Raw genomic sequence first — 20,412 nt, forward strand, 5'->3', positions numbered from 1 at the left:
TCACTCGTCCTTTTCGCCGGGCTCGTACAAGGTCTCGCGGCCCATGCGGTCGAGGATCAGCTCGGCCGTCCAGGGCAGCATCAGCGCGCCGCAGCGGCTGTCGCGGTACAGGCGCTCCAGCGGCAGGTGCTTGAGCATGCTCTGGCCGCCGCAGGTGCGGATGGCCAGCCGCGCGAGGTCGTTGGCGCCCTCCATCACCGCGTGGTGCGCGGCGTAGAGGCGCAGCTTCTCGTCCTTGCTCGGGTTGGGTTTGGCCTCGAAGATGGCGCGGGTGAACAGGCTCTTCATGGCTTCGAGCTGCAGCCGCATCTGCGCCACCGTGATCTGCTTGGTGGGGAACTGGCGGCGCTTGATCGGTGGCTCGCCCGGCACCTCGCCGCGCAGGTACTGCACCGTGAAGTCGTACGCCGCGTTCGCCACGCCCAGGTAAGTGGGCGAGAGCGTGAAGAACATGGCCGGCCAGGTCTGCGCGCCCTTGAAGTAGATGCCGCGCGGCATGAGCTGCTCGTCGTCGCTGACGAACACGTCCTTGAACGTGAGGTTGCGGCTGACGGTGCCGCGCATGCCCAGCGGGTCCCAGTCGCCGCTGATGGAGAAGCCCTCGGCCGTGGCGGGCACGCTGATGTGGAGCGTGTCGCGGGCGTCGGGGTGGTGGTCGCCCTTGTCTTCGGTGCAGAGCACGCCGTAGTAGTCGGCCGCGCCCGAGAGGCTCGCCCAGATCTTGCGGCCGTTGATGAGCCAGCCGCCCTCGACCTTCTTCGCCGTGGTGCCAAAGGGCGCGCGGCCCGCCGCGGCCGCCGTGCCTTCGCTGAAGGGTTGGGCGTAGAGCTTGCCCTCGTTCACGATGCGCGCGAAGTGCAGCTTGCGCCGCGCCGCGTGTTCGGCGCGCTGCTCGTCGCTCATCGCAATGCCGTCGGCCAGCACGCCGGTCCACATGGTCGAGCAGATGTGCATGTTCCAGGTCAGCGCGGTGGCACCGCAGAAGCGCCCGATCTCGGCCGCGACCATCATGTAGGTCGGGAAGTCGGCCCCCGCGCCGCCGAACTCGACCGGCACGCAGAGCTTGAGGAAGCCCTGTTCGCGCAGGTCGTCGTAGTTGGCGAAGGGGAAGCTGGCTTCTTTGTCCCACTGCGCGGCGCGGGCGGCGAACTTGTCGCGGCCCAGCACGTGCGCCTTGGCCAGCCACTCGCGCTGCAGCGGCGTGAAGGGCATGTCGCCCACGGCGGGGGTGAAGTCCAGGCCGGTGACCGGGTTGACGGGGCGGGTGCTCATCGGGGTTGTCTCCTCTGGTGGGGGTGTCGGATTCAGTGCAGGTCCGGGCGCGCCCTCGGCGCGGACTCGCGGAGGAAATCCAGCAGGATGCGGTCGAACTCGTCGGGCGCTTCCAGGTTCATCAGGTGGCCCACGCCGGCCATCTCGGTGTAGCGCGCGTTCCGGATCTGCTGCGCCATCTGCTTCATCACCGCGGGCGAGGCCACACGGTCGAACTCGCCGCCCACCAGCAGCGTGGGCACGCCGATGTGGGCCAGCGCGGCCTGCCGGTCGAAGGTGACGATACAGTCCAGCGCGCGGCGGTAGGTGGCGGCCGGCACGCGGCCCATGCACTGCTCGGCCAGGCGCACGCCTTCGGGCAGCGAGCCCGGGCCGACCATCTGCGGCACCAGCTTCGCGGCCATGTCGGCCATGCTCTGGCCCGCGTCCAGCGGCGCGGTGCGTTGCGCGATGAACTGCTGCGCCCAGGCCTCGGCCGACTTGCCGTCGCTGCGCTTGCCGAAGGCGGCCGAGGTGCCGCAGAGCATGAGCTTGCACACTTTCTCTGGGCGCCTGGCCACGACTTCCTGCGCCACCATGCCACCCATGCTGTGTCCTACAAGAACCACGCTGTCGCACTGCAGCGCGTCGATGAGGTTGATGCAGCTCTGCGCCAGCCCCTTGAAGGTGTAGGGCTCGATGGGCGCGCTGTGGCCGTAGCCGGGCATGTCCCAGGCCACCGCGCGGTAGCCCACGCTGGCCAGGGTCTCGACCTGCGGCGCGAAGGCCAGGTGCCCGCCGCCGATGCCGTGCAGCATGAGCACGGTGGTGGCGCCGTCGCCCAGGGTGGTGAACGTCGGGATGCTGCTCACGCGACCACCTTTCCGGCGTCGACCACCACCGCGCCATCGAGCGCCACGGTGCAGTCGCGCATCGGCCAGTCGAAGTGGCCGCGGGTGTAGCGGCCGGCGGTTTCGTTGGCGCCGGTGCTGTAGAGGAAGTTGCCGGCGAAGGCGCGCAACTCGGTGCCGTTGAAGTCGCGCTTGTCGTAGAGCGCCATGCTGTCCCAGCGCGCGGCCTCGCACAGGCCGTAGCCGACATGGCTGACGGCATAGGCTTCCTTCTCCCCCCAGGCCGCGAAGTACGAGCGCAGCAGCTCGGCGTCCACGCCGCCACCGTCGATGTGGGTCACGTAGTCGTGCTCGATGGTCAGTGTGATGGGGCGTTCGATGTAGCGCTTGAAGGTCAGGTTTACGTCGCCCTCGGCCAGCACCAGCCGGCCGCTGACGCTGCCCGTCGCCGGGAAGGCCAGCACCAGGCCGCCGGGCCAGTGCGTCAGCGTGCCGGGGCGCGTGGTGCTGCCCCAGTTGCCACCGACCACCGCACCCTGCAGCGAGATGGACAGCTCGGTGCCGGCCGGCGAGCTCACGCGCATGGCACGGGCACCGCGCAGGCGCTTCACATGGGCCTTCACCCGCTCCTCGGTCGCGTCGTCGGGCAGCAGGCGCGCCAGCGCCTCGGGGTGTTCGTTGCTCACGTAGACGATGCGCGGCTGGGTGATGCCGTTGCCCTGCAGGATGGCCGGCAGTTCGGGCGCGTGCATCAGGCCCTCGACCGTGCAATCGATCACCAAGGTGCAGGCCTGCAATGCCGCGATCACCGGCAACTGCTGTTGAATGGCCGGTGATGCCCCGGTGGAGCGCGTCACGGGTGCGCCCGCGGCGCCGAACACCGAGGGCAGGGTCAGCACGAAGGCCGGGGCCCCGAGCCGCGCCGCCGCGAGACGCGCCAGCTCGACCAGCACCGGACGGCTCTGGCTTTCGTTGAGAATCGCCACCGTGTCGCCCGGCTGCAGCGCGCAGCGCCGCAGCACCGCCTCAAACGCGTCGATCCAGGCGGGTTCGATCCGCTCCTGCAACATATGAGTACCCCCCGCGCCGCCTGCGGCGTCACCCCCCAGGGGGCGATGCCTGTGGCCTGGCAGAGCCAGTTCCACGGCATCCTGGCCACACAGACCGGCGCGTTGAAAAAGATGCGTTGGAATACCCTCCCGGATGCAAGTCCGGCAGGCCCTGCGCACATTATTGATGAATTTTCATATAAATTGCAGCCATGTCCCCGTCCCGTGCCGCCGGCCACGCCGCCCAACCGCCCGATTTCTCGCCGCGCGACTTCCGCGCGACGCTGGGCATGTTCGCGACCGGCGTCACCATCGTCACCGCGCGCAACGACCAGGGTGAGCCCGTCGGCCTGACGGCCAGCTCGTTCAATTCCGTCTCGCTGGACCCGCCGCTGGTGCTGTGGAGCCTGGGCAAGGCGGCCGGCTCGATGGCGGTGTTCAGCAACGGCCGGCACTACGCGATCAACGTGCTGGCCGCCGACCAGCAGGCGCTGGCCGAGCGCTTTGCCGCGCGCGGCGTCGACCGCTGGGCCGGGGTCGCCTACATCGACGGCGCAGGCGGCGCACCGCTGCTCGAAGGCAGCGTCGCCACCTTCGAGTGCTTCAACCGCAGCCAGTACACCGAGGGCGACCACGTGATCTTCGTCGGCGAGGTCGAGCGCTGCGCGCGCCGGGCCGACGCCTCGCCCCTGCTCTACCACGGCGGCCGCTTCTACACCGAGCATCCCCTGCACGGCGCGCCGGCCGACGCCAGCGCGCCGCAGCCGCCCGATGGCCGCTTCGTCGGCAGCTACCTGGGCTACCTGCTCGGCCAGGCCAGCCACGCGGTCTACCGCGACTTCGAGAACGCCATCGCCGCCCAGGGCCTGACCCACATCGCCTGGCGCGTGCTGGCCGTGCTGCACGACGCCGCGCTCAGCCACCCCGAGAACCAGGGCGCCATCGCCGTCGGCCAGCTGGCGCACGACGTGCTGGCCAAACAGCCCACCGTCACCAAGCTCGTGCAGCGCATGGCCGAGGACGGCCTGCTGGAACTGCTGGCCGACCCTGCCGACCAACGCCGCACCCTGGTGGCCGCCACCGCAGAAGGCCGGCGCATCGCCGCGGCGCTGATCGAACAGGCCCGCGCGCAGGAAAGCCACCTGCTCTCGCGCTGGTCGGCGCACGAGGCCGAAACGCTCAAGCGACACCTGCAAAAGCTCGCGTCCGGCCAGTAAGGCGCTGAGCGCGACACCCGTCGCGTCGCGCCTGCGCTACCCTCTTGCCCCCATGACCGCCGTCCAACGCAAAGACCACCTCGACACCTTCGCCATCACCGTGCTGGTGGCCTGCTGCGCCTTCTGGGGCTTCCAGCAGATCCTGATCAAGTTCGCGGGCCGTGAAATCCCGCCGCTGTGGCAGGCCTCCGTGCGCATGGCTGGCGCCACCGCCCTGCTCTGGTTCTGGTGCCAGTTCCGGGGCGTGAAGCTGTTCAACCGCGACGGCTCGCTCCAGGGCGGCCTGATCGTGGGCCTGCTGTTCGCGGCCGAGTTCTGCCTGATCTATCTCGGGCTGCAGCACACCAGTGCCTCGCGCCTGACGGTGTTCCTCTACACCAGCCCGTTCTGGGTGGCGGTGCTGCTGCCGCGCTTCGTGCCGTCGGAGAAGCTGCGCCGCATCCAGTGGGTCGGCCTGGTCATCGCCTTCGGCGCGGTGGGCATCGCCTTCAGCGAAGCCTTCCTGCACGGCTCCGCGCCAGGGCAGTGGAAAGGCGACGCCATGGGCCTGGCGGCGGGCATGTTCTGGGGCCTGACCACCATCGCCATCCGCACGACCAAAGTGGCGACCGTGCAGGCCGAGAAGTCGCTGTTCTACCAGCTGAGCGTGACCGCCGTGGTCTGCCCGGTGCTGTCGCTGGCGCTGGGCGAGACCTGGTCCTTCGACTACTCCGCGCTGGCCTGGGGCTCGGTCTTCCTGCAGACCGCCGTGGGCGCCTTCGCCAGCTACCTGGCCTGGATGTGGATGCTGCGCCACTACCCCGCGACGCAGATGGCCACATTCACCTTCCTCACCCCGCTGTTCGCGCTGGTGTTCGGCGTGGTGCTGCTGGGCGAGCCGCTGACCCTGCAGCTGGTGCTGGCACTGCTGGGCGTGGCGGCGGGGATCGTGCTGGTGAGCCGCAAGGGCTGACCAGCACGTCCCTTCAGACGATCACCGCAGGTGGTGCACCGCCGCCTGCCCGTAGACCGGCGTGTCCAGCCCTTCGTAGCGCGCCTTCAGTTGCAGCGACAGGAACTGCGAATAGTGGCGGCTCTGGTGCAGGTTGCCACCGTGAATCCAGAGCTGCTTCTGGTTGGTCGGCTTCCACATGTTGCGCAGCTCGCCTTCCCACGGCCCCGGGTCCTTCGTCGTACTCGACCCCAGGCCCCAGACCTTGCCGACGCGGTCGGCCACTTCGGGCGAGACCAGGTCGGCCAGCCAGTGGTTCATCGAGCCGTAGCCGGTGGCGTAGACGATGAGGTCGGCCGGCAGCTCGGTGCCGTCGGAGAGCGTGACGCTCTTCGGGTTGATGCGCTCGATGTTCACGCCGCTCTTGAGCTTGATGCTGCCGTTGGCCACCAGCTCGCTCGCGCCCACGTCGATGTAGTAGCCCGAGCCGCGGCGCAGGTACTTCATGAACAGGCCCGAGCCGTCGTCGCCGAAGTCGAGCAGGAAGCCCGCCTTCTCCAGCCGGCTGTAGAGGTCGGCGTCGCGCTTCTTCATCTCCTCGTACACGGGGATGTGGAAGGTGTGCATGATCTTGTAGGGCACGCTGGCGAAGATCAGGTCGGCCTTGTGGTGGTCGATGCCGTTCTTCAGCGCCTCCTCGCTGTAGAGCCCGCCCAGCGCCAGCTCCATCAGCGAGTTCGACGGCGCGATGTGCGTGCTGCTGCGCTGGATCATGGTCACGTCGGCGCCGTGTTCCCACAGGGCCGCGCAGATGTCGTGCGCCGAGTTGTTGGAACCGAGCACCACCGCCTTCTTGCCCGCGTACTTCTCGGGGCCGGGGTGCTTGCTGGAGTGGTGCTGGTCGCCCTCGAAGGTCTCGGCGCCGGGGATCTTGGGCACGTTCGGGTAGCCCGACACACCCAGCGCGAACACCAGCTGCTTGGGCCGCAGCGTCACCTCTTCGCCGTTGCGGTCCACCACCACGGTCCACTCGCCTTTGGCCTCGTCGTAGCTGGCCTTCTTCGCGGTGGTGGAGCCCCAGTAGTTGATCTCCATGACCTTGGTGTACATCTCCAGCCAGTCGCCCACCTTGTCCTTGGGCGCGAACACCGGCCAGTCGTCCGGGAAAGGCAGATAAGGCAGGTGGTCGTACCAGACCGGGTCGTGCAGGCACAGACTCTTGTAGCGGTTGCGCCAGCTGTCGCCGGGCCTCGGGTTCTTCTCCACCACGATGGTGGGCACGCCCAGGCGGCGCAGCCGCGCGGCCAGGATGATGCCGCCCTGCCCGCCGCCGATGATGACCACGTAAGGCTGGTCCTCATAGCCGAGCCGGGCCTGCTCGTCCTGCCTCAGTTCGAGCCAGCTCTTGCGGCCCTTGTGCACGCCGTGTTCGGCGCCCTTGATGCGGTTGGCGCCCTTCTTCTCTTCAAAGCCCTTGAGCTCGACCATGGTGGTCAGCAGGGTCCAGGCCTTGTCGCCCTTGAGCCGCAGGTGGCCGCGGCCGCGCGAGACGCGGGTCTCGAAGGTGAACCAGGCTTCGGTGACGCCGTCGGCCTCGGTGGCCTCGCCTTCGAGCTGGAAGTTGGACGCGCCCGCGTCGGCCTGGCGCGCGGCGAGCATGTCGCGCACCGCGTCGTGGCCTTCCTGCGTGCGGATGTTCCAGGTGAAGGACACCAGGTCGCGCCAGTAGCAGTCGGCGTCGAAGAGGGGCAGCACGTTGTCGGGTTGGCCGGAGGCCAGGGCGACTCCGAAAGCGTCCAGCCAGCGCTGGGCCCGCTGGGAGGGCGTGTTTGCAGTCATGGGTTGTCTCCTGTGATGCCGGCCTCGGTGCGGGCCGGTGCCTTCTGCATCACAAGACGCGTGCCATGCAGCCGGCGCGCGCAAGTGCTTGATCTGCTTGCAGATTTCATGCGGCGATGGGTGTCACACCCCGTGCACCTGTCACCCACCCCGAGTGACAGCTGTCACAGCCCCACGCGTTCACTCCATGCGGTTGGGCGGCACGATGCCGGCGCGCTTCATCCGGCGGTAGAGCGTCATGCGCGAGAGCCCCATCGCCCGCGCCACCGCGCTCACGTTCCAGTGCGCGGCGCGCAGCGCCTGCAGCAGGGCCTCCGGCCCTTCATCGGCCGCGCCCTCGCCGGCCGCAGCGCGCACCGGCAGCCGCGCCACCTGCAGCTCCGGCAGATCGTCCAGGTCAATCGGCCCCTCGCCGCAGAGGCTGGCCGCGTAGTCGAGCACGTTGCGCAGCTCGCGCAGGTTGCCGGGCCAGCGGTGCGCCAGCAGGCGCTGCAGCGCGGCGGGCGTGATGGCGCGGCCGCCCAGCAGGCGCGTGATCATCGCGCCCAGGTCGCTGCGCTCGCGCAGCGGCGGCAGCTGGATGTGCGCGCCCTTGAGGCGGTAGTACAGGTCGTCGCGGAAGCGCCCCGCCAGCACCAGCTGCTCCAACGGCGCGTGCGTCGCCGCGATCACGCGGATGTTCACCGGCACCGGCTTTGTCGCGCCCACCGGCAGCACCTCGCGCTCGGACAGCACGCGCAGCAGCCGCGCCTGCAGCGCCAGCGGCATGTCGCCGATCTCGTCGAGAAACAGCGTGCCGCCGTCGGCCTCGGCGATCAGGCCTCGCTTGCCCTTGGGCGAGGCGCCCGAGAAGCTGCCCGGCAGGTGGCCGAACAGCTCGCTCTCGATCAGGTGCTCGGGAATCGCCGCGCAGTTCACCGCCACGAAGGGCCGGCCGCGCCGCTCGCTCGCGGTGTGCACCGCCTTCGCGAAATACTCCTTGCCCGAGCCGGTCTCGCCGGTGATCAGCAGGCTGATGGGGGTGTTCACCAGCCGCGCCACGCGCTCCACCTGCCGGTCCAGCGCCGCGTCGCCGGCCGAGAGCGCCGCCAGCGGCGCGGGCACACGGCGCTCCTCGCGCGGCGCGCTCGCGACCGGGCGCATGGGCGGCGGCACCGCCGAGAGAAACAGCAGCTGCTGGCCGCCCGCCAGCATCACCGCGCGCTGGTCCGACGGCTGGGTCATCACGAAGCGGCCGATCTGGCCGAAGGGCAGACCGAAGAGTTGCTCGAAGCCCATGCCGATCAGCGGACCGCCCTTTTCGAGTGCCAGTTGCGCCCTTCGGTTGTGGCCCACCACGCGTCCGTTGGCGTCCAGCGCCAGCAGGTAGTCCGGCTGTACGTCGAGGAACTGCGGCGCGTGCGAGAGGCGCAGCACCCAGTCGTGCCGGTGGCGGTGCAGGAAGGCCGCGTTCTCGATGTCGTGCGCGTACATCTTCACCAGCTGCAGCGCCAGGTGCTGGCTCTCCTTGGGCTGGTTCGAGCTGAGCTGCGAAATGTCCAGCACCGCGCTCAGCTGCCCCGCGCTGTCGTACACCGGCGCGGTGGTGCAGGTCAGCGGAATGTGGGTGGCGTCGAAGTGGTCGTCCAGGTGCACCGTCAGCGCCTGACCGGTGCTGATGCAGGTGCCCACGCCACAGGTGCCGGCGTGGTGCTCGCTCCAGTCCGCGCCAAGGTACAGGCCCGCCTTGCGCAGGCTGGGCTCGAACACCAGGTCGCCCAGAAAGTCCACCGTCACGCCGCGCGCGTCGGTCAGCAGCACCACATACCCCAGCCCTGCGACCTTGCTGTAGAGCGACTCCAGCCCGTGGCGCGCGATCTGCAGCAGCGCCTCCATCTGGTCCTGGTGCTCGCGCAGCCGCGCCTGCGGCAGGATGACCGCCTCCTGCATGCGCGTCGGGTCCAGCCGGTGCTGCTGCACACAGCGCAGCCACGAATCTCGGATCACCTGCTCATGCCGCGCCGCGATCTGCGCCCCCACCCCGTCCGCGGCCACCTGCATCACGGTGGCGATGTGCTGGTGCGGGCTGGTGGTGGCGTGTTGTTGCATGGCGCGTCTCCGGGGTGAAGGCTGGCAGGCTTCAGAAAGCCTTGCACCTTCGGATCAGCGCGGGGTGGTGTCAATGGAGGGTTTACCCGGGGAGGGTTGTTGACGGGCCATTCGCCGACAGGCGTTTGGACATGGGCTGTGCTTCGAGCCCTGCCCATTTGCGCACTGGGCCGCACGTCAAAAATCCGTTGCGGGAGTAGAAGGGGAGCGCGGTTTTCGTACTGTCGAGCGTCATCGTTTCAACTCCGAGCGCTGAGGCCTCTTTTTCTATCGACCGCAGGAGCGCCTTGCCAACACCCTGGAACAGCGCCCTGGGAGCGACGTAGCACAGCGCAAGATCCTGGCCAGAGAGCAGTGCGACGCCTAGCATGTCATCTCCGCGCAATGCAACCAGCGCCACTGAGTCCGGAGCAGCAATCCATTGCTTGACGTTCTCCACCGTTTTGTTGGCAAGCCAGCGCGCAACGACGACCGGATCGTCATGGTGGTCTGCCTTGCAGCAGTCCGCAATGGACTCTCGCAGTAGGTCACATATCGCCGTTGCATCCTCTGGAACTACAGCCCGGACGCGAAAAGTCAGCCGGCTAGTTGTTGACATGAGCGCCCGTCATAGACACAGCAACAACAGCCCCCGCACAAGTGTTGGTCGATAAGCTGCGGAGCAGCAATGAACCTACTATTGACCACTCAGTAGCCGCTTCTTCTGCTGATCAAACTCAACATCGTTGAGCAAGCCTCGCTTCTTCAGATCCTCCAGCTTTAGCAGTTCCGAGTACAAGTCTTTGGGCGCCTGAACGGAGCCCGATGGCTGAGACGCAAGAGGGGACTTCACTTCAATGACTTGATCCGGCACCTTTTCCAACCTTGGTCTGCCGAGTTGCGGATCACCTTCAGCAAGACACATGAACTGAACTTCCGCAGTTGCGTTCTTGCCGAAGGCCATGTCTGACTGTTGGGTGTTTATCACCTGAACCTTCTTGCCAAGAGCAGCACAGTGCTTTTGCGCCTCCGCGAAAGCCAATGCCTTTGCTTCCGTACCGCTAAAACCTCCAGGACTCTTGCCCTGACTACCGATCATGTAGGTGTCTTGTCCAATCTGAATGACACCAGTTGTAGACGTACACCCAGATAGAAACAGCACTAAAGCGGCCGCAGCATATTTTTGACGTTGCATCTCTCCTCCAGAAACTGGTTGAAAGAAGATGGTATCAAGGTGATCTCCCGAGTCGAAACGCGCCAACCAGCCATGATCTCAATCGATGTTGCCGCGCTAAAGCAAGTGAAAGGCGATATTGGCACAGGGGACTTGCAGCAAACCTTCGCCAATCAGTCATCGGACAGTTTGCATCTGAGGTGCCCCGTGCCTGCTATGGGCACCTTCAGCTAGGTCAATCAGGCAGTTCGCTGGACGGTGAAACGTGGCTCATTCACCTGTTGCAAACCAAAACCGCCATCCAACAGGTGAATTCTTTCAAATCAACGACTTGTCCCGCACCGTCAGCACCTCACATCCCTCCTCCGTCACCGCCACCATGTGTTCCCACTGCGCCGAGAGCGAGCGGTCCTTGGTCACCACCGTCCAGCCGTCCGCCAACTGGCGGGTCTCGCGTTTGCCGGCGTTGAGCATGGGTTCGATGGTGAAGACCATGCCGGCCTCCAGCCGCAGGCCCTGGCCGCGCTGGCCGTAGTGCAGCACGTTGGGTTCGTCGTGGTAGATCTGGCCGATGCCGTGGCCGCAGTACTCGCGCACCACGCTGAAGTGCTCGCGGTGCGCGACGCTCTGGATGGCGTGGCCCACGTCGCCGAGCGTGGCGCCGGGCCGCACCTGCCGGATGCCGGCCAGCATGGCTTCGTAGGTGGTGTAGACCAGCCGCCGCGCCAGGGTGCTTGGCGTGCCGACGCAGAACATGCGGCTGGTGTCGCCGAACCAGCCGTCCTTGAGCACGGCGACGTCGATGTTGACGATGTCGCCGGCCTTGAGGATCTTGTCGGCCGCGGGGATGCCGTGGCAGACCACGTGGTTGACCGAGGTGAGGATGGTCTTGGGGTAGCCGTGGTACCCGAGGTTGGCGGGGATGGCGCCCTGGGCGTTCACGATGTGGTCGTGGGCGATGCGGTCCAGCGCTTCGGTGCTGACGCCGGCGACGACGTGGGGCTCGATCATGGCCAGCACCTCGGCGGCCAGCTGTGCGGACCGCCGCGCCATGACCAGTTCGTCGGCGCTGAGGATCGGAACGTTGCGCGCCATCAGTGGCGGCCTTTGGCGGTGGCCGCGGCGGCGGTCTTGGGTGGCGCGGCCGTGCCGAGGGTGGCGGCGTTGGTGAGGTCGAGGCCGCCGCTGAGTTCGGCCTGTATCAGCAGCTGGCAGATGGCGCGATAGTCGAGGTCGGGGTGCATCTCGGTCAGCATGCCGACGCGCATCCAGTGCTCGGCCTGCGCGTTGATGGACCGGCTCAGCGCCGTGCCCGCGACCCGCAGGTTCTCATGCATCTGGTCGGAAATCTTGACGATGCCCATTTGAGGACTCCATATGAAACATATACGAATTGTATTTGTTTCATACATCACCCGTCGACGCCATGGGCCGGCCCTTTGAGTTCGATGACGTTGCCGTCCAGGTCCGAGAAGTACAGGGAGAGCCCTTCCCCCTCCGCGCCGAAGTTGGTGCTCGCCGGCCCCCTGGGAACGACGCCGTGTTCGGCGAGGTGCGCCACAATGCGCGGCTCGTCGAAGGGCTCCACCCGCAGGCAGAGGTGGTCCACGTTGCGCCCGTCCGCCCTCGGCCCTTCCCCGCCCAGCCGACCCAGCTTGCCGTCGATGGACACCAGGTCCACCATGGACGCGCCCGCCCGCAGGTGCATGAGGCCAAGGTCCGGCCGTTCGCGCACAACATGGCAGCCCAGCACGCGCTCGTAGAACGCCACACTGGCGGCGAGGTCCCGCACGCGGAACACGACGTGATCGATGCGTTCGACAGTGAATGGAAGCATGGGCGGCACCGGTGGGAGTGGGTGGGATGGCCGCATTCTGGCGTCAGACCAGCGCGGCCAGCTTGATGACCGTGCCCCAGTTGCGGCTGGTGACGCCCTTGCCCACCTTGCCCAGCAGCGCCTCCCCGGCCCGGCTCTCCAGCAGGCCGTTCGCGCAATGCAGGTAGGCGGCATGCGCCGTGACGGCAAGGCGCTCGCCCGGGAGCAGCAGGGGCCGCAGGCTCTCCAGCGCCGTCAACCGGTCCGGCGCCATCGCGAAGGCCACGAGGAAGCGCCCGTGTTCCGCTTCAGGGGGAACGATGGGGTTGCCGTCCACGATCGCCTGGAGCTCGCTGGCGGACTTGACGACGACGGGCGTGGTGACGCCGAAGCGCTCTCGCAGACCGGCGCCGATCTCGTCGGCCAGCTTGTCCGTGCCGCGGCGGATCGAGGTGAACACCGCATTGCCGCTGTTGAGCAGCGTCTTCACATCGCTGTGGCCCAGCGCTTCGAGCATCGCCCGGAACTCGGCCATCGGCACGCGGTTGGCCTTGCCGACGTTGACACCACGGAGAAGGACGGCGAAGCGGGACATGGGGCGGCAGCTCAGGCCAGGACCGCCTGGTAAACCGCCAGGTCGGCCGCGGAAAAACAGCAGAAGGTGACGGACTGCACCGGGCATCCCGCCGCCAGCCCCAGCCGCTCGATCGTCGCCTTCTCGGCCTTGAGAATGTGCTTCATACACTCACATCGAGAGTGCCGCTGCCACCCGCTGGCGCAGCTGCGGAACGCATTCCGTTTGGAACCACGGGTGCTTCTTGAGCCAGGGGTTGTTGCGCGGGCTGGGGTGGGGCAGCACCATGAGCGCGGGGGGCAGATCGCGCCAGGCTTTCACCACGTCGGTGAGGGCGCGGGGGTCCGCCGGCAGATGATGCGCCAGGGCGTATTGCCCGATGACCAGGGTGAGGCGGATGTGCGGCATGCCCGCGAGCAGTGCCGCGCGCCAGGTGGGCGCGCATTCCGGGCGCGGCGGCAGGTCGCCCGCGCGTCCGGCGCCTGGGTAGCAGAAGCCCATCGGAAGAATGGCGACCTGGTGCGGGTCGTAGAAGATCTCGCGCGACACGCCCACCCAGTCGCGCAGGCGTTCGCCGCTGGCGTCATCGAACGGCACCCCACTGGCGTGCACCTTGCGGCCAGGCGCCTGCCCGGCAATCAGCAGCCGCGCCGAGGGGTGCGCCTGGAGCACCGGGCGCGGCCCATGGGGCAGATGCTCGGCGCAGACGCTGCACGCACGGACGCGGTGCAGCAGGTCGTCGAACCGGGAAGCGGTCATACCCTTCGGCGGAGGAGTCCGGCGCCCACGGGGAACCGGGTTCAGGCCCCCGCCTGCGCCCCCGCCAGGTAGTCCGTCTTGCCCACATCCACCCCCGCGTGCCGCAGCAGGGCGTAGGCGGTGGTGACGTGGAAGAACAGGTTGGGGATGGCCCAGTGCTTCAGATACGCCTCACCGGTCATGGTGCGGGTCTTGTCGCGGCCGACCGGGAAGGTGATCTGGGCTTCTTCGCGGCCGTCGATGGACGTGGCCGGGACGGTGGCCAGCCAGTCCAGCGTCTTGCCGATGCGGGCCTGCAACTCGGCGAAGGTGGTTTCGTTGTCCTCGAACTTCGGCGCCTCGATGCCGGCCAGGCGCGCGGTGCCGTTCTTGGCCGCGTCGCAGGCGATGCGGATCTGCGCCGCAAACGGCAGCATGTCGGGCGCCAGCCGCATGGTGACGAACACGTTGGGATCGAACTTTCGCGCGGCCGCATTGGCCTCTGCCTTTTTCAGGCAGTGCAGCAGGTTGGACAGGGCGGTCTGGAAGACGGGCAGGCTGACGGACGAGAGGGTGATGGGCATGGTCTTGCAGGCGGGTGGAAGGTGAGGTCCGGCATGCTACGCCAGACCCCGCACCCCTGCAGGCACGCTCACCTCAAGGTGTCGGGCGCGGTGGGGACGTGCTCTGGAGTGACCAGGGGCGCGTCTTGGGGAGCGCCGTCGTCCAGTGTCTGCCAGTCGCTGGTCAGGAGGTCCATCAGCGCGTGGTCCAGGATGTCGATGTCGATGTCCAGAGGCGCAACCAGGCCCTCGGGCTGTACAGGAGAAATGCCGCGGTTCATCTGCGTCCTCCGATCTGATCGGTGGCTGCGCGCCGGAATGGGTCATGCGCAGTGCGATCACCCGAAAGTGTTCAACAAAGCGGGCGGCTTGACCAGTAACCAAGCGTTTCACCATGTACACGGCGGGGCTTCAGGCGGGGGTGGTGCCGGCCCGCTGGCGGGCGTAGGCCACGTACCAGTCCAGGCAGCCCGGGTTGGCCATGGCCTCGCGGTTGATCACTTTCTCCAGTGGCTGGCCGAGCAGCAGCTTCTTGATCGGCAGCTCCTGCTTCTTGCCCGAGAGGGTGCGCGGAATCTCGGCGACCTGCAGGATCTGGTCGGGCACGAAGCGCGGCGAGAGCGCGGTGCGGATGGCGCCGGCGATCTTCGCGTTGAGCGCCTCGTCCAGCGTGAGGCCAGGGCGCAGCACCACGAACAGCGGCATGAAGCTCTCGCGGCCCAGGTATTCGAGGTCCACCACCATGCTGTCGAGCACCTCGGGCAGGGCCTCGACCGCACTGTAGAGCTCGCTGGTGCCCATGCGCAGGCCGTGGCGGTTGATGGTGGCGTCGGAGCGGCCATAGATGACGCAGGAGCCGTCGGGGAAGATGCGCAGCCAGTCGCCGTGGCGCCAGACGGCGCCGGCCTCTTTTCCAAGATCGCCGCCACCGGGCTTGCGCCCATGGCCTGGCGGGAAGGTGTCGAAGTAGCTGCCGATCAGGCGCTGGTGGTCGGTGTCGCCGACGAAGTACAGCGGCATGGACGGGATGGGTTGCGCGCAGACCAGCTCGCCCACGGCGTCGGTCACCGGGCGTCCCTGCTCGTCCCAGGACTCGACCGCGCAACCCAGCAGGCGGCACTGCATGCGGCCGGGGGTCTGGGGCAGTTCGCGATTGCCGCCGATGAAGGCGCCCGCGAAGTCGGTGCCGCCGGAGATGTTGCACCACCAGATGTCCTTCTGTGCGTCGGTCTTCGCGATGGCGGCGAACTGCGCTGTGCCCCAGCGCTGCGCGTCTTCCGACAGCGGCGAGCCGGTGGTGCCCAGGGCCCGTATCGAAGACAGGTCGCCGCACTGCGCGAGGTCCACGCCCGCCTTGAGGCAGTTCGCAAAAAACGCCGCACCGGCGCCAAAGAAGGTCACGCCTTCGCGCGCGGCGAAGCGCCAGAGCACGGTCCAGTCGGGCCGGTCTTTCGAGCCGCCGGGGTTGCCGTCGTAGATGACGCAGGTGGTGCCCGCGAGCAGGCCGCTGACCTGGGCGTTCCACATCACCCAGCCGGTGGAGCTGTACCAGTGGTAGCGCTCGCCGAAGCTGTTGGGCGCGTAGCTGCAGCCCACGTCGTTGTGCAGGGTCTTGAGCGCCATGGCCACGATGACGGTGCCGCCGTGGCCGTGCACGATGGGTTTGGGCAGGCCCGTGGTGCCGCTGCTGTAGACGATCCACAGCGGGTGGTCAAAGGGCAGCCAGAGCGGTTCGAACGCGGCCACCGCCGCATCGCCGCGCGCGGTGGCGGTGTGGAAGTCGGCACAAGGTTGCGCCGTCTCCAGTGCGTGGTCCACCTCGGCCGGCTCCTGCGCCAGGTTGGTGTGCAGGATCACGTGGCGCACGGTCGGCAGCGCGGCGCGCAGCTCGGCCACCACGGCCAGGCGGTCGTGGTCCTTGCCGCCGTAGCTCACGCCGTCGCAGGCGATCAGCGCCACAGGCTCGATCTGTTTGAAACGGTCGAGCACGGCGTTGGTCCCCATGTCGGGCGCGCACACGCTCCACACGCCGCCGATGCTGACCACCGCCAGGAAGGCGACCATGGTCTCGGGGACGTTGGGCAGGTAGGCGGCCACGCGGTCGCCGGGCATCACGCCCTGGTCCTGCAGGTGCAGCGCGAGCGACGCGACCTGGCGCCGCAGCTCGGGCCAGCTCAGTTCGCGCCGCTGGCCTTTTTCGTTGTCCGAGATCACGGCCGCAAAGCCCGCCGCGTGCGCGGCATCGACATGGCGGAACACCTGCTGCGCGTAGTTGAACTGCGCTCCCGGAAACCAGCGCGCACCGGGCATCACGTTTTTCTCCAGCACGGCCGTGTGCGGCGTGGGCGAGCGCAGGTCGAAGTAGTCCCAGATGCTCTGCCAGAAGGCGTCCAGCTCGGTGGTGGACCAGCGCCAGAGCGCGTCGTAGCTGTCAAAACGCAGGCCGCGCTCGCGGGCCAGCCAGTCCCGGTAGAGGTGGATCTGGGGAACGTACGGGGGCGGTGTCGTGGCCATTTGTTGTCTCCTGCGGCGCAGGGTAGCAGCGGGTGGGCGGCGGCACCTATCGCGCGTTTGTCAGCTCGGCGTGCGCAAGGGTTTGTACGGATGTTCAATATTTTTGTACAAACGTTCAATACCGCTCCATGGTCACCGGATCCACCCCCGCCCGCTCCAAACCCGCGACGACGCGCGGTGCGGCCAGGCCTGACCGCCAGCACGCCATCCTGCTGGCGGCAGAAAAGCTGTTTGCGCAACACGGTTACCACGGCGTGACGATCCGCCAGATCGCCGAGGAGGCGGGCGTCCCGCTCGCGCTGGTGGGCTACTACTACGGCCCCAAACACGAACTGTTCCACGCCATCTTCGCGCACTGGAACCAGACCATCGAAGAGCGCCTGACCGCACTGGACGCCGCCTCGGGCGACCCGGGCGACCCCGACACGCTGAACCGCATCATCGAAGCCTTCGTGAGGCCGGTGATCCGCCTGCGGCACAGCGAAGAGGGTTTTTATTACGCCCAGCTGGTGGGGCGCGAGCTGGCCTATGGCAGCGCGGAGGCCGACCGCGTGTTGCGCGAGTTCTTCGACCCGCTGGCCCACCGTTTCATCGAGGCCCTGCGCACCGTCTTTCAAACCGCCAGCCTGGCCGACGTGGCCTGGGCCTACCAGTTCGCGCTCGGCGCCTTGTTGCACCACCTGGTCGATGACCGGGTGCACCGCTTGTCGCAAGGGCAGAGCCTGGCCGGAGACCCGGCGGCCGCCGACCGGCTCGTGCGATTCATCGTGGGCGGCCTGCGCGCCGCCCTGCCCGCTCCCCCTGTCCCAGCCCCCCCAAAAACCGCCCCCCCATCCCGTAGGAGACACACATGAAACGTCGCATCTTCCAGGCCACTTTGCTGGCCTCCGCCCTCACCCTCGGTGGCCTGCACAGCGCGCACGCGCAGCAGACCATCAAGCTCACCGCCGCGGGCGGCCACCCGCCGGTGTTCCTGTGGGTCAAGCTGCTGGACGAGTTCTACATCCCCGAGGTGGACAAGCGCCTGGCCGCGGCCGGCGGCAAGCACAAGGTGGAATGGACCAAGGCCTGGGGCGGCACGCTGATCAAGATCGGCAGCGAGTCCAAGGGCATTTCCGATGGCGTGGCCGACTTCGGCTTCGTCGGCACGCTGTTCGAAGCGGCCAAGTTCCCGATGCAGAACGTGAGCTATGTGGCGCCGTTCGGCACCGACAACCTGGGCGCGGTCGGCACCATCGTGGCCGACATGCAGAAGAAGATCCCGGCCATGGGCGACACGTGGACCAAGAGCGGCCTGGTCTACCTGGGCGGCACCGCGCTGGACACCTACCACCTCTGGACCAACTTCCCGGTCAAGTCCATCGACGACCTCAAGGGCAAGAAGATCAGTGCGCCCGGCCCCTCGGCCAACTGGATCAAGAACACCGGCGCGGTCGCCGTGGCCGGCTCGCTGCCGACCTACTACGAGGACATCAAGTCGGGCGTGTCCAACGGCGCCATCACCTTCAGCACCGGCGCCTGGGGTGCCAAGCTGCACGAGGTGGCGCCCTATGTGACCAAGGTGAACTTCGGTTCCATGTACGCGGGCGCCATCGTGATGAACAAGCGCCGCTTCGACGCCCTGCCGCCCGAGGTGCAGCAGGTGTTCCGCGAGGTCGGCCTGGAATACGACAAACGCTTTGCCGAAGCGCAGCGTTCCACCGCCGACGCGCTGCTGCAGAAGATGGCCGCCGCCGGCGCCACCGTCAGCGAGCTGCCCGCCGCCGAGCGCCAGCGCTGGGCCGACACCATTCCCAACGTGGCGCAGACCTGGGCCGCCGACCTGCAGGGCAAGGGCGTGCCGGGCACCGAGATTCTCAAGGCCTACATGGAAGGCCTGAAGAAGAGCGGTGCCCAGTTGCCACGCGACTGGTCGGTCAAGTAAGCCCCTGCCCGGAGACCCCATGAGCCACCCTCCGCAGGATGCCTACAACCTGCCCCTGCCCTTCGGGCTGCACCGGATCACCCAGGCGCTCAACGCCCTGGGCACGCTGCTCATCATCGGCCTGATGCTGCTGATCAACACCGACATCGTCGGGCGCACCGGCTTCGATGCGCCGGTGCGCGGCGTGACCGAGCTGGTGTCGCTGTCCATCGTGGGCATCGTGTTCCTGCAGCTGGCCGACACCCTGCGCTGCGGCCGCTTCACCCGCGCCGACATGCTGCTGGACCGGCTCAAGCGCGAGCGGCCGGTGCTGGCCGCGCGGCTGCAGGCGCTGTACCACGGTCTGGGGGCGCTGCTGATGGCCGTGATTCTCTGGGCCGCCTGGCCCTCGCTGATCGAGTCCATCGCCTCGCGCGAGTACGTGGGGGCGCTGGGCGATTTCATGGCGCCGGTCTGGCCGGTGCGGCTGATGATGCTGATCGGGCTGGCCATGACGGCGCTGACCTTTGTGCTGCTGGCCGTGCTCGACCTGCAGCGCGGGCAACGTCTGGCGGCCGGGCGGGAGGATCGCCCATGAGCGCCACCACCGTCGCCGTGCTCTCGCTGGTGCTGATGCTGCTGCTGATCTGGGGCGGACTGCACGTGGCCGTGGTGCTGGGCCTGGTGTCCTTCGTCGGCGTCTGGATCATCCGCGACGACATCGGCGTGGCCGCCAACCTGCTGGCGCAGGCGTCGAGCGACGCCATCGCCAGCCACATCTTCGGCGTGGTGCCGCTGTTCGTGCTGACCGGCTTCCTGGTGGCGCGGGCCGACATCGGCAAGGACGCCTTCGAGGTCGCCAACCAGCTGTTCCGCCGCCTGCGCGGCGGCCTGGGCGTGGCCACCGTCGCGTCCAACGCGGTGTTCGCCGCCATCACCGGCATCTCCATCGCGTCTGCCGCGGTGTTCACCCGCGTGGCCGTGCCGCAGATGATGCGCTTCGGCTACCAGCCCAGGTTCGCCGTGGGGGTGGTGGCCGGCTCGTCGGTGCTGGGCATGCTGATCCCGCCCAGCCTGCTGATGATCCTCTACGGCTTCCTGGCCAACCAGTCGGTGGGCGACCTGTTCACCGCCGGCATCGTGCCGGGTCTGCTGCTGGCCGCGGCGTTCGCCATCGGCATCGTGCTGGCGGCCTACTTCAAACCCTCGATGGTCTACGCTGGCGGCGAGATGCCGGTGCCCGACGGCGAGGACATGAGCCCGCTGACCATGGTGCTCAAGCTGGTGCCCATCGTGCTGATGATCGGCGGCGTGCTGGGCGGCCTGTACGGCGGCCTGTTCACCGCCACCGAGGCCGGCGCGGTGGGCGCGGCGCTGGCGCTGCTGATCGCGGTGCTGCGGCGCAAGCTCACGGCCAGGGCGTTCTGGGAGGTGCTGACCGAAACCGGACACGTCACGGTGGCGGTCAGCTTCCTCATCATCTGCGCCAGCATCTACACCCGCATGCTGGCCATGTCGGGCATGCCGCAGTTCCTGATGGAGCTGATCAGCCACGCCGGCTTCGGCCCGTTCGCCTTCATGCTGGTCTATGTGTTCATCATCGTCCTGCTGGGCACGGTGATCGACTCGTCGTCCATCCTGCTGATCGTGCTGCCGCTGATGCTGCCCATCGCCGAGCAGTTCGGCATGGACCTGATCTGGTTCGGCGTGGTCACCGTGGTGGCGGTGGAGATCGGCCTGCTCACGCCACCGTTCGGGCTCTCGGCCTACGTGGTCAAGAGCTCGCTGAACGACCCGCGCATCACGCTGGGTGACATCTTCCGCGGCACCGGACCGTTCACGCTGATCATGGTGGGCGTGCTGCTGCTGCTGATGGCCTTCCCGTCGCTGAGTCTGGTGCTGCTCAAGTGAGCACCTGAGCGCAC

The 20,412-nt window shown here is 67.9% G+C and carries 21 protein-coding genes and 1 pseudogene; 6 read left to right on the forward strand and 16 right to left on the reverse strand.

The genetic code is table 11. The features are described from left to right. Genes DD542_RS12380 through DD542_RS12390 form a run of 3 tightly spaced genes read right to left on the reverse strand, consistent with a single transcriptional unit; the run spans position 1 to position 3,172 of the window. Positions 1-1,272 carry an acyl-CoA dehydrogenase family protein gene (locus tag DD542_RS12380; RefSeq protein WP_127805879.1) on the reverse strand — a complete coding sequence of 424 codons (1,272 nt, stop codon included), beginning with the start codon at positions 1,270-1,272 and terminating at the stop codon, positions 1-3. A 32-nt stretch (positions 1,273-1,304) separates the two neighbouring features. Continuing rightward, the gene (locus DD542_RS12385) at positions 1,305-2,123 is read right to left on the reverse strand and encodes an alpha/beta hydrolase (protein WP_127805880.1); all 819 of its coding nucleotides are present in this window, start codon (positions 2,121-2,123) and stop codon (positions 1,305-1,307) included. Continuing rightward, the gene (locus DD542_RS12390; RefSeq protein ID WP_127805881.1) at positions 2,120-3,172 is read right to left on the reverse strand and encodes a peptidase M29; all 1,053 of its coding nucleotides are present in this window, start codon (positions 3,170-3,172) and stop codon (positions 2,120-2,122) included. Before DD542_RS12390 ends, DD542_RS12385 begins: the two co-directional genes overlap by 4 nt. A 191-nt stretch (positions 3,173-3,363) precedes the next feature. Between DD542_RS12390 and DD542_RS23985 the strand changes: the two are divergent. Both DD542_RS23985 and DD542_RS12400 read left to right on the forward strand, forming a co-directional pair. Further along, positions 3,364-3,882: pseudogene (locus DD542_RS23985) on the forward strand (flavin reductase family protein); the annotation flags it as partial. Positions 3,883-4,420: 538 nt separating this feature from the next. Continuing rightward, on the forward strand, positions 4,421-5,320 hold the full coding sequence (locus DD542_RS12400; RefSeq protein WP_127805882.1) for a DMT family transporter: 900 nt from the start codon (positions 4,421-4,423) through the stop codon (positions 5,318-5,320). 21 nt (positions 5,321-5,341) lie between these two features. Here the strand turns inward: DD542_RS12400 and DD542_RS12405 are convergent, their stop codons facing one another. From DD542_RS12405 to DD542_RS12460, 13 genes are all read right to left on the reverse strand, one after another. Then, entirely contained in the window at positions 5,342-7,138 is a 1,797-nt protein-coding gene (locus DD542_RS12405) for an NAD(P)/FAD-dependent oxidoreductase (RefSeq protein WP_127805883.1), read from the reverse strand. A 180-nt stretch (positions 7,139-7,318) separates the two neighbouring features. Then, the gene (locus DD542_RS12410) at positions 7,319-9,178 is read right to left on the reverse strand and encodes a sigma-54-dependent Fis family transcriptional regulator (protein WP_241559796.1); all 1,860 of its coding nucleotides are present in this window, start codon (positions 9,176-9,178) and stop codon (positions 7,319-7,321) included. Positions 9,179-9,308: 130 nt separating this feature from the next. Then, a complete protein-coding gene (locus DD542_RS12415; RefSeq protein WP_127805885.1) occupies positions 9,309-9,824 on the reverse strand; it encodes a GNAT family N-acetyltransferase in 516 nt (171 codons plus the stop codon). Between the two features lie 78 nt (positions 9,825-9,902). Continuing rightward, the gene (locus tag DD542_RS12420) at positions 9,903-10,466 is read right to left on the reverse strand and encodes an SHOCT domain-containing protein (RefSeq protein WP_127805886.1); all 564 of its coding nucleotides are present in this window, start codon (positions 10,464-10,466) and stop codon (positions 9,903-9,905) included. Between the two features lie 231 nt (positions 10,467-10,697). After that, positions 10,698-11,474, reverse strand: coding sequence for a type I methionyl aminopeptidase (gene map, locus DD542_RS12425; protein WP_127805887.1), 777 nt, complete (start codon positions 11,472-11,474; stop codon positions 10,698-10,700). Further along, a complete protein-coding gene (locus DD542_RS12430; protein WP_079366406.1) occupies positions 11,474-11,743 on the reverse strand; it encodes a ParD-like family protein in 270 nt (89 codons plus the stop codon). Before DD542_RS12430 ends, map begins: the two co-directional genes overlap by 1 nt. Positions 11,744-11,790: 47 nt before the next feature. Next, positions 11,791-12,216: a VOC family protein gene (locus DD542_RS12435; protein WP_127805888.1), complete on the reverse strand. Its 426-nt coding sequence runs from the start codon at positions 12,214-12,216 to the stop codon at positions 11,791-11,793. A gap of 43 nt (positions 12,217-12,259) precedes the next feature. Further along, complete coding sequence (locus tag DD542_RS12440; RefSeq protein WP_164868391.1) at positions 12,260-12,790, reverse strand: DUF1697 domain-containing protein; 531 nt, start codon at positions 12,788-12,790, stop codon at positions 12,260-12,262. Positions 12,791-12,801: 11 nt separating this feature from the next. Further along, positions 12,802-12,936: a hypothetical protein gene (locus tag DD542_RS24210; RefSeq protein WP_277750650.1), complete on the reverse strand. Its 135-nt coding sequence runs from the start codon at positions 12,934-12,936 to the stop codon at positions 12,802-12,804. Positions 12,937-12,940: 4 nt separating this feature from the next. Then, the gene (locus DD542_RS12445) at positions 12,941-13,528 is read right to left on the reverse strand and encodes a uracil-DNA glycosylase family protein (protein WP_127805890.1); all 588 of its coding nucleotides are present in this window, start codon (positions 13,526-13,528) and stop codon (positions 12,941-12,943) included. A 41-nt stretch (positions 13,529-13,569) separates the two neighbouring features. Continuing rightward, positions 13,570-14,091: a DUF1993 domain-containing protein gene (locus DD542_RS12450; protein ID WP_127805891.1), complete on the reverse strand. Its 522-nt coding sequence runs from the start codon at positions 14,089-14,091 to the stop codon at positions 13,570-13,572. A gap of 68 nt (positions 14,092-14,159) precedes the next feature. Next, positions 14,160-14,351, reverse strand: coding sequence for a hypothetical protein (locus tag DD542_RS12455; RefSeq protein ID WP_079366401.1), 192 nt, complete (start codon positions 14,349-14,351; stop codon positions 14,160-14,162). A gap of 130 nt (positions 14,352-14,481) precedes the next feature. Further along, positions 14,482-16,584 (reverse strand): acetoacetate--CoA ligase, encoded by a 2,103-nt coding sequence (locus DD542_RS12460; protein ID WP_127805892.1) that lies wholly within the window; start codon positions 16,582-16,584, stop codon positions 14,482-14,484. Positions 16,585-16,712: 128 nt separating this feature from the next. Here DD542_RS12460 and DD542_RS12465 point away from each other — a divergent pair, with 128 nt between their 5' ends. From DD542_RS12465 to DD542_RS12480, 4 genes are read left to right on the forward strand one after another with little or no spacing between them, the layout of a single operon-like run. Next, positions 16,713-17,438 (forward strand): TetR/AcrR family transcriptional regulator, encoded by a 726-nt coding sequence (locus tag DD542_RS12465; RefSeq protein ID WP_079366399.1) that lies wholly within the window; start codon positions 16,713-16,715, stop codon positions 17,436-17,438. Then, positions 17,435-18,508 (forward strand): C4-dicarboxylate TRAP transporter substrate-binding protein, encoded by a 1,074-nt coding sequence (locus DD542_RS12470; protein WP_079366398.1) that lies wholly within the window; start codon positions 17,435-17,437, stop codon positions 18,506-18,508. The genes DD542_RS12465 and DD542_RS12470 overlap by 4 nt, the downstream gene beginning before the upstream one ends. Before the next feature lie 19 nt (positions 18,509-18,527). After that, entirely contained in the window at positions 18,528-19,085 is a 558-nt protein-coding gene (locus tag DD542_RS12475; protein ID WP_066152245.1) for a TRAP transporter small permease, read from the forward strand. Next, the gene (locus tag DD542_RS12480) at positions 19,082-20,398 is read left to right on the forward strand and encodes a TRAP transporter large permease (protein ID WP_127805893.1); all 1,317 of its coding nucleotides are present in this window, start codon (positions 19,082-19,084) and stop codon (positions 20,396-20,398) included. Before DD542_RS12475 ends, DD542_RS12480 begins: the two co-directional genes overlap by 4 nt. Positions 20,399-20,412 lie beyond the last annotated feature (14 nt).

This window comes from Hydrogenophaga sp. NH-16 (assembly GCF_004006415.1).
Classification (GTDB): Bacteria; Pseudomonadota; Gammaproteobacteria; order Burkholderiales; family Burkholderiaceae_C; genus Hydrogenophaga; species Hydrogenophaga pseudoflava.

Excerpts from the sequence above, each read along its gene's own strand:
- DD542_RS12380 (WP_127805879.1), bottom strand. The coding sequence starts at position 1,272 with ATGAGCACCCGCCCCGTCAACCCGGTCACCGGCCTGGACTTCACCCCC.
- DD542_RS12390 (WP_127805881.1), bottom strand. The coding sequence starts at position 3,172 with ATGTTGCAGGAGCGGATCGAACCCGCCTGGATCGACGCGTTTGAGGCG.
- DD542_RS12400 (WP_127805882.1), top strand. The coding sequence starts at position 4,421 with ATGACCGCCGTCCAACGCAAAGACCACCTCGACACCTTCGCCATCACC.
- DD542_RS12405 (WP_127805883.1), bottom strand. The coding sequence starts at position 7,138 with ATGACTGCAAACACGCCCTCCCAGCGGGCCCAGCGCTGGCTGGACGCT.
- DD542_RS12410 (WP_241559796.1), bottom strand. The coding sequence starts at position 9,178 with ATGCAGGTGGCCGCGGACGGGGTGGGGGCGCAGATCGCGGCGCGGCAT.
- DD542_RS12415 (WP_127805885.1), bottom strand. The coding sequence starts at position 9,824 with ATGTCAACAACTAGCCGGCTGACTTTTCGCGTCCGGGCTGTAGTTCCA.
- map (WP_127805887.1), bottom strand. The coding sequence starts at position 11,474 with ATGGCGCGCAACGTTCCGATCCTCAGCGCCGACGAACTGGTCATGGCG.
- DD542_RS12430 (WP_079366406.1), bottom strand. The coding sequence starts at position 11,743 with ATGGGCATCGTCAAGATTTCCGACCAGATGCATGAGAACCTGCGGGTC.
- DD542_RS12435 (WP_127805888.1), bottom strand. The coding sequence starts at position 12,216 with ATGCTTCCATTCACTGTCGAACGCATCGATCACGTCGTGTTCCGCGTG.
- DD542_RS12440 (WP_164868391.1), bottom strand. The coding sequence starts at position 12,790 with ATGTCCCGCTTCGCCGTCCTTCTCCGTGGTGTCAACGTCGGCAAGGCC.
- DD542_RS24210 (WP_277750650.1), bottom strand. The coding sequence starts at position 12,936 with ATGAAGCACATTCTCAAGGCCGAGAAGGCGACGATCGAGCGGCTGGGG.
- DD542_RS12445 (WP_127805890.1), bottom strand. The coding sequence starts at position 13,528 with ATGACCGCTTCCCGGTTCGACGACCTGCTGCACCGCGTCCGTGCGTGC.
- DD542_RS12450 (WP_127805891.1), bottom strand. The coding sequence starts at position 14,091 with ATGCCCATCACCCTCTCGTCCGTCAGCCTGCCCGTCTTCCAGACCGCC.
- DD542_RS12455 (WP_079366401.1), bottom strand. The coding sequence starts at position 14,351 with ATGAACCGCGGCATTTCTCCTGTACAGCCCGAGGGCCTGGTTGCGCCT.
- DD542_RS12460 (WP_127805892.1), bottom strand. The coding sequence starts at position 16,584 with ATGGCCACGACACCGCCCCCGTACGTTCCCCAGATCCACCTCTACCGG.
- DD542_RS12465 (WP_079366399.1), top strand. The coding sequence starts at position 16,713 with ATGGTCACCGGATCCACCCCCGCCCGCTCCAAACCCGCGACGACGCGC.
- DD542_RS12470 (WP_079366398.1), top strand. The coding sequence starts at position 17,435 with ATGAAACGTCGCATCTTCCAGGCCACTTTGCTGGCCTCCGCCCTCACC.
- DD542_RS12475 (WP_066152245.1), top strand. The coding sequence starts at position 18,528 with ATGAGCCACCCTCCGCAGGATGCCTACAACCTGCCCCTGCCCTTCGGG.
- DD542_RS12480 (WP_127805893.1), top strand. The coding sequence starts at position 19,082 with ATGAGCGCCACCACCGTCGCCGTGCTCTCGCTGGTGCTGATGCTGCTG.